7 protein-coding genes and 1 pseudogene are annotated in these 11,315 nt (G+C 47.6%); 4 read left to right on the top strand and 4 right to left on the bottom strand.

The genetic code is table 11. The annotated features are described in order from the left end of the window. Nucleotides 1-12: 12 nt before the first annotated feature. The 4 genes and pseudogenes from DP091_RS12170 to DP091_RS12185 all read right to left on the bottom strand — a co-directional run bounded on the left by DP091_RS12170 (nucleotide 13) and on the right by DP091_RS12185 (nucleotide 3,083). Nucleotides 13-714: an ABC transporter ATP-binding protein gene (locus tag DP091_RS12170; RefSeq protein ID WP_113058566.1), complete on the bottom strand. Its 702-nt coding sequence runs from the start codon at nucleotides 712-714 to the stop codon at nucleotides 13-15. Nucleotides 715-1,080: 366 nt separating this feature from the next. Then, nucleotides 1,081-2,088, bottom strand: a complete 1,008-nt coding sequence (locus DP091_RS12175) for a C45 family autoproteolytic acyltransferase/hydrolase (protein ID WP_113058567.1) — start codon at nucleotides 2,086-2,088, stop codon at nucleotides 1,081-1,083. 130 nt (nucleotides 2,089-2,218) lie between these two features. Then, a pseudogene (locus DP091_RS12180) lies at nucleotides 2,219-2,700 on the bottom strand (SRPBCC family protein). A 65-nt stretch (nucleotides 2,701-2,765) separates the two neighbouring features. Continuing rightward, nucleotides 2,766-3,083, bottom strand: a complete 318-nt coding sequence (locus tag DP091_RS12185; RefSeq protein ID WP_113058568.1) for an ArsR/SmtB family transcription factor — start codon at nucleotides 3,081-3,083, stop codon at nucleotides 2,766-2,768. Nucleotides 3,084-3,209: 126 nt separating this feature from the next. Here DP091_RS12185 and DP091_RS12190 point away from each other — a divergent pair, with 126 nt between their 5' ends. From DP091_RS12190 to DP091_RS12205, 4 genes are all read left to right on the top strand, one after another. Next, on the top strand, nucleotides 3,210-4,034 hold the full coding sequence (locus DP091_RS12190; protein WP_113058612.1) for an AraC family transcriptional regulator: 825 nt from the start codon (nucleotides 3,210-3,212) through the stop codon (nucleotides 4,032-4,034). 73 nt (nucleotides 4,035-4,107) lie between these two features. Then, entirely contained in the window at nucleotides 4,108-5,082 is a 975-nt protein-coding gene (locus DP091_RS12195) for a proline dehydrogenase family protein (protein ID WP_373456920.1), read from the top strand. A gap of 173 nt (nucleotides 5,083-5,255) precedes the next feature. Further along, nucleotides 5,256-9,065 (top strand): copper amine oxidase N-terminal domain-containing protein, encoded by a 3,810-nt coding sequence (locus DP091_RS12200; RefSeq protein WP_258394497.1) that lies wholly within the window; start codon nucleotides 5,256-5,258, stop codon nucleotides 9,063-9,065. Between the two features lie 364 nt (nucleotides 9,066-9,429). Next, on the top strand, nucleotides 9,430-11,157 hold the full coding sequence (locus tag DP091_RS12205) for a cellulase family glycosylhydrolase (protein WP_113058570.1): 1,728 nt from the start codon (nucleotides 9,430-9,432) through the stop codon (nucleotides 11,155-11,157). Nucleotides 11,158-11,315: the final 158 nt, after the last annotated feature.

Below are 11,315 nucleotides of genomic sequence, written 5' to 3' on the forward strand. Positions count from 1 at the left end.
ATATGAGTCTCCCTACCACTCGATGTTGTCTACAGAAACGGGGTTCGGATTCAAAACCATGTTTCGGACCTTGGCATTGTTAATCTCGATGACCCGATCCGCCATCGGTGTCAGGGCAGAATTATGCGTAATGACGATAACCGTCGTTCCGGTATGGCGGCAAGTGTCTTGGAGCAGCTTAAGCACCTGCTTCCCTGTATGATAATCAAGCGCACCCGTGGGTTCATCGCAGAGAAGCAGCTTCGGCTGCTTGGCGAGTGCCCTGGCAATCGCTACCCGCTGCTGTTCTCCGCCCGACAGCTGTGCCGGAAAATTGTTCAGACGATTACCCAGGCCGACATCACGCAATACTTGCTCCGCTTCCAGGGCTCGAGGAGAAATCTGCGAAGCCAGCTCCACATTTTCTTTTGTCGTCAGATTGGGAACCAGGTTATAAAATTGAAACACAAACCCGACGTCATTGCGCCGATAGCTCGTCAACTCCTTGCTGTTAAACCTGGCGATATCCGTTCCATCCACGAGGACTTGTCCCTCATCCGCAGTATCCATGCCGCCCAATATATTCAGCACTGTGGATTTGCCTGCACCGCTGGGACCGACCATGATCGCAAACTCGCCTTTTTCAATCTCCAGGTTGATTCCATCATTGGCTACAATGGTGGTCTCTCCCATTCGGTAACGCTTATATTCATCCTTCATGCTCACAAAAGCCATGTGTACTCCACTCCCAACTCAGGGCTGCAATATCGGCTTGAATCGTTATGTAAATTTAATTTAACCCAAAAGGGGGCTTATCCGGTGCTTTAGCGTTGGGCCATTCATCGTGATTGGACGTGAACTTCGGCATGTGTCGTGTATACCTCGTTTTGTGTGTTTACCATTTGGAAGACTCTTATTTTCTGACATGCATTCAATGAAATAATCCTTTAAATCAGTGTAGCACAAACAAATCGGCCAAAGAAAACCCAGCATCCCCCGCGATAGCAATGTCACAAAATGTTCCAAATTCGAAATAGCTCGAGCAGCACAAAAAAAGCGCGTCTTCGTCTAAGAAGAAGCGCTTGCCTAATGGCTTTATTGTTAATCGATATGTCCGGTCAGTGTCGCTTCCTGAAGATCATTGCCTTCGACCCAATCCCCGAGCAAAAAATCAAGCACGCCCCCCTGAGCAAGCGATGTCATGACCCTTCCCTCTTCGAAAGCGTACGAAAAGGTATGCAGCGTTCCGAACAAATCGTCGTAATCCGTAAAAAATAGCGGGGACTTTCGGTCCTTAAACAAACCGAAAGCCTCGGTTTGGGTTAACTGTTCAGCATCCAAGCTATCGATGTAACGTTTACGCCGAAGGGAATGCTCGATGGATGGTCTGTTTTTGCCCGTCAAAGCCTCATAATGGTTAACGCAGGCGATCGCCGCCTCCCCGTCCGTACGGGTAATTACTTGATCCGGACTTGCTTCCACAACGGCCATGTTCCCTCGCGCATCCCCTATTGAAAAGTTATAACACGCCGCATGGGGAATATGGCGCAGCATGTAAGACGCTTCTTCTGCAGTACCGCATGACTCCAATATCATCCGAACGGCGACCCATGAAGACAGTCCCGTCTCGTGTCCGTCAAAGCTGACAAAATGCAGCCCGGCAGCAAGACCTTTTTCATTCACTCCGTCATGCCTGCCTATTGCCTGCAGATTATAGCCTGCACTCGCTAAGCCTTGATCGGCTTGAGCCACCGTAAAATAACCATCATAAAACGCAGGTGTAAAGTCGTAATTTCTTACGTAATACGAAGCCGTGATCATCGCCGAGCACCCCATGGCCGCAATTTTCGGAACGTCGTATCCGCCGAGGAGCGCCGCGGCTTTGGAAAAAGGCATTTCCAAGCCTTCCGCCAGCCCTTCAAGCTCGTATAACAGCTGTGGGGCAAACTCATTATAAACGCTCTTCAGTTGTTCCGCGTCGATCTCCGGCTTGGTGACCGCTTCGAAAGCTTTTAATATCGGTTGATTTCGCAGACTGCGACCTAGCTTAAGCCCGTTATGATAGTTATCTTCTCTAAGCTGCAAGATCTGTACCGTGTAATCCGGCATTTTAACCCCTCCACCCAAGCGGTTTCCATATGGGAATATATCCCTAACCCGATTATAGATGCAATTCATCCGACTTCCAATAATAAAAGCTCCGGCCCGGCATGTTTACATGCTGGGTCGGAGCAGATTGTTATGCGCGTGGCAGTTGTTCAAATACTTGAACGTATTGCTCGTATTTTTCGGACCAGGCGTCTTTGCGCGATTCAAGCGTCCTGCCCTCCAGCAGTGCTTCAATGATGTCCAGGCATACGTCCCAACCAGCTATATCCTTCGGCGTATGATCCGTGATGCTCGTTATCGTCTCGATCAACACCAGACGGCAGCCTCCAGTCTCGGAATGCAGCTCAAAACGCACCCGGTCCTCTCCCCACGTATACTCCAGTACCGATAACTCCCGATAGTCCGTAATCTCGAACTCTTCGAACGTTCCATCCTGCATGTCAAAGGTAATTCTCCCGCCTTGGCGCAAATCCTCCACCTTCAGCTCCGAGAACCACTGTGTGAGCTTGTCATTATCCGTCAGATAGGCCACACCTTCTCAACCGAATGCTTCAGGCGGCGTTCAAATCGGACGGTCGTTCCGAACTCGTCTTGCTGTACAACTGCCAGCATTAATCATCCTCCTCCATGAACGTATCATTCAAAATCAGTTCTCCCAATCAATTACATTCCGATGTCTAAGGTGTTTCATCCTCCTCCAGCAACCTCTCCAGAACATCCAGCTTATTCGTCCAGAACTGCCGGTAAGGCTCCAGCCAGCGGTGGATTTCCTCCAGAGGCTTGGCATTCAGGCTGTACACATGCTTCTGGGCCTCTTTTCGCAGCGAGACAAGACCGGCTTCCCGCAAAATGCGCAAATGTTTGGATACGCCTGGTTGGCTGAGCTGCATGAGTTCTACAATCTCGCCCACCGTGCATTCTTTCACGCGCAGGTAGTCCAATATCGTCCTGCGGTTCGGCTCTGCCAATACTTCAAAAAGGTTATCGTTCAACATGTTTATTATATTACTTTATGGTTATATTTCTGTAAAGCTATATACAGAATGGACGCGATCTTTGAACAAACATAACGCCTTCCTTATAATGAATCTATCGATGTTTGAAGGAAAGGAATGACGGAAATGCCCGATATCATTTTTTTGCGTGACCCTGACCTGCCGTTTCTAGAAATCAAAGAATGCGATACTATAGACAATCTTTCTTATAAAAAGCATTTTCACGAAGAGATTTCCATAGGCCTCATTGAAAAGGGAGCCACCCGCGTATGGTCGGCCGGGAAACAGTTCGGGGCTGCACAGGGGCAAATGGTTTATTTTCCGCCGCTGCTCCCACATGCCTGTCATCCCGAGAATCCTGCAAACTGGAAGTACACGATGATTTTTATCCATCCCCGGTGGCTCGGTCAAACCCCTTCGGACTATAATTCCAATTACCATCAACTTCATGTACCCATCCTGGATCCGAAATATCAAAACGAACGATCCCTGCATTTATTCCATTCCTGCAGGACACTGCTTCAGCAAAATGCCACTCCCCTCGAAGTGGAGTCCGTGCTTATGGCCTTAATGCGGGAGACGGGTCTCCTTCAAGAAGAAACTGCTATGGGGTATGGAGACAGCAATCATAAATCCCCGGCTATTCTGCGAGTGAAGCAGTATTTGGATTGCCATTATAAAGATCGCATAACACTCGATACCCTGCAGGACATCTCCGGGATCAGCAAATTCCACCTGATCCGCTTGTTTGCAGAATCCTATCATCTAGCTCCCCACGCTTATCAGAATTTATTGCGCATCAATTACGCGAAAGAGCAGCTGCTATTAGGAAAAGCCATCGTCGACGTTGCCGCGGAGACCGGGTTTTACGATCAGAGCCATTTCACGAGAGCTTTTGCCGGGTGCGTAGGGACAACGCCTCTTCGGTATGCAAAAGCGGCGACATCTTAAACAAACCGCAATTTTATACAAGACCCCCTCGCCTAAACGTTGATAGAATCACGTAAGATCTTAATCATGCGAGGTGTTTAACTTGAACGATTCATTATCGGAACTGGCTTTTGCCGACGCTTTGAAGTCAGTCGCTCGTAATCTGCAACTCAAACAGTACGTCCAGCGATCCGCTGAATGGTATCCGATCCTGCTGCGTGCAGCAAAGCGTTTTGTCACGGGCGACGTGCTGGAACAAGGGTTGTCATGCCGGGATGCTCTGGATAACATAGGTTACCGCACTTCGCTGGAGTATATCGGGGAGAACACGCTGACCGAAGGGGAATGCACGCAGGCTTTCCTGGAGTTCTCCCGGTTAATTGAGGCCTGTTCTAAAGACAGGCCGGCAACTCGAATTTCACTCGACCTGTCCCATATCGGATTATCGGTAGACGAGGATTTGGCATACCGGCATCTTCTCGGACTGGCTGGCCAAGCCGAGGAAGCTGGATTGGAGCTGGTCATCAGCATGGAGGAATCCGCCAAAACGGATGCCATCCTTAAACTGTACAGAAAAGCTTCGGCCCAATTCACGAATGTCGGTATTACTTTGCAAGCGCAGCTCCCGCGAACGATGGAAGATCTCGAAAGAATTCTTACCGACGGCTCCGGCACGATCCGCATCGTGAAAGGCGCTTATCAGGAACAGGAGGGGCACTATATTCCCCGTTGCGAGATGCTGACTTCGAGGTATGTACACATGGTGGATTTGTGCATTCAAGCAGGCAGGCCCGTATCGGTCGCCACCCATGATGAAGGAATCCTGCGGCATATGACCAGCAACAAAATGTATCGCGACTCAGCCGTCGAGCTTGAAATGCTGTATGGCATACGTCCGGACCTGTCCAGACAAATGAAAGATGACGGCTTCCCTATTCGGATTTATCTGACTTACGGTGAAGAATGGTTCCTGTACCTGTGCCACCGAATCGCCGAGTACCCGCCGAATATATATGATGCCGTGACCCGGTCGATCCTGGGCGGCACCGATACAATTAAACAATATTGATCAACATCAGCAGGGAAGAAACGGCAGAAACATGCTGTTTCTTTCTTTTTTATGACCAGGTACTAAAAAATATTTTCGGATTGCCGATGTTATAGTTGAAACTTTATTCAAGGCCAATGCGTCATATTGTAGAGGAAAATAATAACAAAGCTAAATTTCAGGAGGTTGAGTGTGTGAAAAGAATATGGACTGCCTTGCTAGCAGCTATACTGTTAATCCCCATGACATTCCAATCACAGGTACAGGCGGCAGTGAACATCAGCGTCTTGATTGACGGCGTCAAGCTGTATACGCCTCAAGCGCCTGTCATGATCCAAGGACGCGTCATGCTTCCGATGCGATCCATCTTTGAAGCCTTGGATGCATCGGTTAAATGGAATCAAAAAACAAAAACCGTCACAGCGACCAAGGATGGCACAACCGTCATTCTAAAAATCAACTCCAAGACGGCCACCATCAATAACAAGACGGTAGCGCTGGATGTACCGGCGAAAAACTTAAAAGGCAATACCATGGTGCCGGTACGCTTCGTAAGTGAAGCCCTCGGCCAAAAAATCGGCTGGAATTCCAAAACGAAAACGGTCACCGTCAAAACAACGAACAATTCAGGCGGCGGCGGAAATAATACCGGTATCGTGCCTGTGAACTATGTGACGCTTCGAGACATCGGCAATGCCGGCGACGGCCGCGATCTGCAGGTGAGCTTCTCCAAATCATCCACCGAGTCTTTAATTTCGCATTACCGGGTGATGATTGTGAAGCAGTCCAAGACGTTAAACCAATCTGAGGCACAGCGCGTGTCCTCGGCAGCTTACACAACGGTGTACCCGTCCGGCTCGGATCCGACGCTGACCCTCACGTCGGGCTCAAGGGATGTGGATAATGATCTGATCCGCGATAACCAGGCTTATAAAGCCTACGTATTGGCAGTCAGCAAAACAGGCGGGACATATGCCCTTTCCTCGGCTTCGCCTTCGTTGACGCTGACCAACACCCATTCGGTAAACGGAGCAACCAACGTGAAGGCAAGCGATGTGAGCGACTACGGCGATGGCCGTGATCTGCAGGTCAGCTTCACGCGTGGCCAGAATGAGAGCAATGTAACCAACTATCGCGTGTTTGCGGTAAAAACGAAGGATGCTGCCAAGTTTAATCTGGCGGCTGCCAAATCCGTTCAAAGCCAAAACTACACGACGGTAAGCAAAACCAGCACGACGAATACAACGCTGTCCACGACGCTGAGTTCTTCCGCTCGTGATACGTCAGGGGAGCTTATCCGCAGCGGAGTCGCTTACACCGTGTTCGTCCAGTCTGTGAGCAGCAATGAGAACGTGCTTGCAAGCAACCTGTCTTCAGGTTCGGCTTCCATCACCCTCAGCACGGGTAATTCAACGGTTCCTTTCATTACGCAGGTGACGGATATCGCCGATTATGGTGATGGCCGCGATCTTCGCGTAAGCTTTAACAAGGTATCCAACGAATCCAACATTCACTCTTATCGCGTGTTTGTCGTAAAGGACAGCAATTATAACAGCTTCAACTTAAGCAAAGCCAACACCGCCTCCAGCTACAACTACTATACCCATGTCAACAAAACCGGCAATAACATCAACAACTTGACGCTGGCATCGGGTGCAAGAGATGTAGATGGAGCAACGATTCGTAGCGGCGTGTACTATCGCGTATTCGTCATGGCCGTGGATAACAATAACGCCAATAACAACGTGCTGTCCGCTCCATCCAGCTCCATCATCTTGAGTTCCAGCTCCAATGTGGGCGCGGTTACCAGCCTGTCTGTCACCGACGTGAACAACTACAATGACGGACGCGACCTGCAGGTGTCATTCACCCAGCCGTCCGATCGTTCTAACATCAGCTATTACCAGGTATTCGTTGTAAAATCATCCGATAGCTATTTCGATCTGTATAGAGCCAATAACTTAAACAACAGCTATTATTACACTCAAATCAATAAGAACAACAGCAGCAACTACATTACTCAAACCCTGAATTCCAACAGCCGTGATATCGATGGAGAGCTCATTCGCAATGGTATCAGCTATCGCGTATATGTCCTGTCCGTAGGTTATTCAAATAACAATGCACTATCCAGTTACTCATCGATTACGCTTGGAAACAACAATCAGGGCAATGTAAACCCTGTTTCCACGCCAACCTTGTCCATTATCGGCAATAATGGTAACGGAAGTGATCTTAGAGTCTCCTTCAATCCTGCTAATGGCGAAAACTTCATCGACCATTATCGGATTCTCGTTGTGAAGTCAAACAAAAGTCTGAGCGTGTCCCAGGCTTATGACAACAAGAATTACACCACGGTTAACAAAACCGGCGGCACCATTACTCGGGATTTGGCCAACACAACCCGGGATAGCGATGGAGACCTCATTCAAAGAGGTTCAAGCTACCGGGTGTATGTCTTGTCGATAGGCTACTCGAATTACGGCAGAGCACTTTCATCGGTTTCTCGTGACGTAACGATACAAGGCGTGACGGAAGTTGGGAAAGCTACGAACGTTTCGGCCGCGGATGCGGGCAATGAAGGCAACGGAAGTGATCTGAAAGTAACTTTCTCCCATGCCAGCGGAGAAGGTAATATTGATCACTATCGCATTTTTGTAGTCAAATCATCCAAGAGTCTGTCATTATCCCAAGCGCAATCAAACAGTTATCACACTAAAGTGTCAAAAGCGAACGCGTATTCTCAAGTTCTAGACGCTAAAGCTAAAGACACAGATGGTGAATTCATTCGGAATGATCAAGGCTATCGCGTGTATGTCTTGTCGGTAAGCAATAATTCCTCCAGATACAGCGATGCCCTATCCGCACCATCAGACGAAATCAAGCTACAAGGAGTAAGTCAAGTAGACGCAGCAATTAATGTTCGAGTGATTGATGATGGTGATCGAGGAACCGCTAGTGACCTGAAAGTAGCCTTCACTAAATCTGCTAACGAACAAAACATTAGTGAATACCGAATAATAGTTGTTAATGAGTCCGATTTGAGCAAATTCAATCTGGATGTTGCTAATGGACTCCCAGCAGAAAGCTACGTTACCGTCCTTCCTGATGCTAACTATAATGACAATCTCATAGACGGTACCCTAGATGCATTTGGAAAACAAATTGTTATTTCACAAACATATCGTGTGTTTGTTTTATCTGTCAGCAACAATAAGAATATTAAGAACACGCTCTCGAAAGCTTCCAATTCCGTAACATTGGAGAACAAAACAGCTCTGGAGATTCCATCCACTGTGAAGGCAGAAATTGTAAGTGGAAGTAATAATGGTAGTGCCAGTGATGTTGCTGTCAAGTTCGCGGGAACAACTACAGGGATTAAGGAATATCGAATTATGGTTGTTCCTTCAGATAAAATCTTAAGCTTAAAAGATGCTGAAGCAATAACGGATAGCAGTCAATACACTGTAGTTGACCCTAAAAAAGGCGAAATAGAGCAAAAATTAACCAACTCGAAAGACGTGAACAATGTTGCCATTTCGGAGGGGAAGGAATATAAAGTTAACATTCTAGTCGTTGCAAATGGAACAACGCACAAATCGAACGCCCTATCTCCAGCATCCGGAAATTTCACTATACCCGCCCCATTCCAAGCTTCGGCCGTTAAAGCCAGTTTGAATAAAGACGGGAAGCTTCAAGTTGATTTCACGAAAGCGAACAATGAGGCTAATATCGTTCATTATCGTCTGTTGTTTGTACCAGAAGCAGAAATGAAAACATTCGATCTACAAAAAGCAAAAGATGCGGCTTCCAAAGAACCAAAAGCAACGATAGAACCACAGGGAAAAGATATCTCTCAACTAATCGATATCAATGCATTAAGCCAGGGCATTATTGAAAGTGATAAAAAGTACGCCGTCTATGTCTTATCTGTATTAAAAGATCAAACAAATGTGCTCTCTAAACCTTCCAATACCTTGGTATTGAAAACTACAACTCCTTAAAATGCAGTTAGCGGTATAGACTTCAAAATGCTTAGTACCAATAAGAGCTGATCCTCATGTCAAACATGACCATGAGGATCAGCTCTTTTTTATCCCTTTCCACCCAACAGACCCACTCTTGGAACTGCCTGCATCTTATAACTAATTTTCACATGATTTTATGACGAATTGTCCGGGTAATTCGAAATGGGAAAATATGATAATTTATAAATAGAAAACGCTTTCAAAGTAAGCTCTTGGAGGTGAACGCCTACTCTCTAAATCCTTTTGTGACAACTAGAACCTCAACACCCGACAGATACCTCACACGAAGTCACTCTAGTTAAAACATCGATTTACCACTTCATTACAAAAGGAGATGCTAATGATAAACCTGAATAAGAAATCTCTATGTTCCTTGGCACTTATCGCTGTTCTATTCCTTTCATTATTCCCATCTTTCGCATCCGCTGCGAAAAACGAACATTCAAGATCTCCAAAGAAAAATCCCCAAGCCTACGTCCATGATATGCAGCCCGGCTGGAACCTTGGCAATTCGCTGGATGCCGTGGGGGCTGACGAAACAGCATGGGGAAATCCGCGTATCACCAAAGCCTTGATCAACCAAATCGCGGCACAGGGATATAAGAGTATCCGTATCCCGGTAACCTGGAACAACCACATCGGCATCGGGCCGAACTATACCATTGACGCCGCTTACATGGACCGGGTACAGGAGGTTGTCGATTGGGCGCTTAAAGCCGATCTGTATGTCATGATCAATGTCCATCACGATTCTTGGCTATGGATCAGCCATATGGAGAACAATCGCAATGAGGTCGTTGCCAAGTACAACGCCGTGTGGACTCAAGTTGCCCATCGTTTCCGGAACCATTCCAACAAACTGATGTTTGAAAGCGTCAATGAGCCTCGTTTCTCGGATGGCGGGACCACCGATGAGACGAAAGCATTTCAGATGCTCGATGAACTTCATGTTTCATTCCATCAGATCGTCCGCGGCTCTGGAGCACGCAACGCAACCCGGCCGCTTGTGCTATCTACCCTGGAGGCCTCACCAACCCAGGAGAGAATGAATGAACTATATAACACCATGAAGAAGCTCAATGACTCCAATCTCATCGCTACAGTCCACTATTATGGATTTTGGCCGTTCAGTGTAAACATCGCGGGTTATACCCGTTTTGAGACGGATACCCGGAACGATATCGATCAAACATTCAACAATGTATATAACACCTTTATCGCCAGAGGGATTCCCGTCATCCTGGGTGAATATGGACTGCTTGGCTTCGATCAGAGCACGGGAGTTATTGAGCAGGGAGAGAAGCTGAAGTTCTTCGAGTATCTAACCTATTATCTCAAACAGAAGAACATTACCCATATGCTATGGGACAATGGCCAGCACTTTAAGCGAACCTCTTTTACCTGGTCCGATCCGGAGCTGTACAACATCATGAAAGCAGGTTGGAGCGGGCGTTCTTCCACGGCTGACACCGATCTGGTCTTCGTAAAAAAAGGAGCGGCCATCCAGAATAAGAGCATCCCTTTGAACTTAAACGGCCACACGTTAACCGAAGTTCGCACAAACGGACAGCTGCTAATTGCCGGGCAGGATTATACGCTTAACGGAGATGCGATCACGTTTACGTCCAGCCTGCTGTCCAGACTGACTTCATCCGGCCAATTCGGCGTGAATGCTGTATTGACGGCCAAATTCAACCGTGGTGCCGACTGGAATTTCAGGGTTATCTTCCATGATAAGCCTGAGCTTCGCAACACGCAGGGTACAACCGATTCGTTCAGCATTCCAACGACATTCAACGGAGATCAGCTCGCCACGATGGAGGCGGTATACCCGACGGGAGGTAACGCAGGACCGCAGGACTGGACATCCTTCAAAGAGTTTGAATATACGTTCTCCCCATCCTACTCGACCGGTGAAATCAAGCTCAAGCCTACCTTTTTTAATGAGGTCAGAGACGGCGAAGTGATTCTCAAGTTCCATTTCTGGAGCGGTGAGGTCATCACCTACAATCTTACGAAAAGCGGAAGCAGCGTAACCGGTAACGCTTCTTGGGAACACCCTTTATAACATTAACGGCCTGTCGGGATTCTTTCCGCAGGCATTTTTGCATCCACTACGGCTTCAGCCCTCGTACAGCAACGGCAGATGAGCAGCTGCATACTGCATGGAATATGGTTCCTATCATTAGAATGAACAAAAGCTCAAGCAACGTCACTTGAGCTTTC

The sequence above is a fragment of the Paenibacillus sp. MDMC362 genome, assembly GCF_003269305.1.
In the GTDB taxonomy this organism is placed as follows: domain Bacteria; phylum Bacillota; class Bacilli; order Paenibacillales; family Paenibacillaceae; genus Paenibacillus_AQ.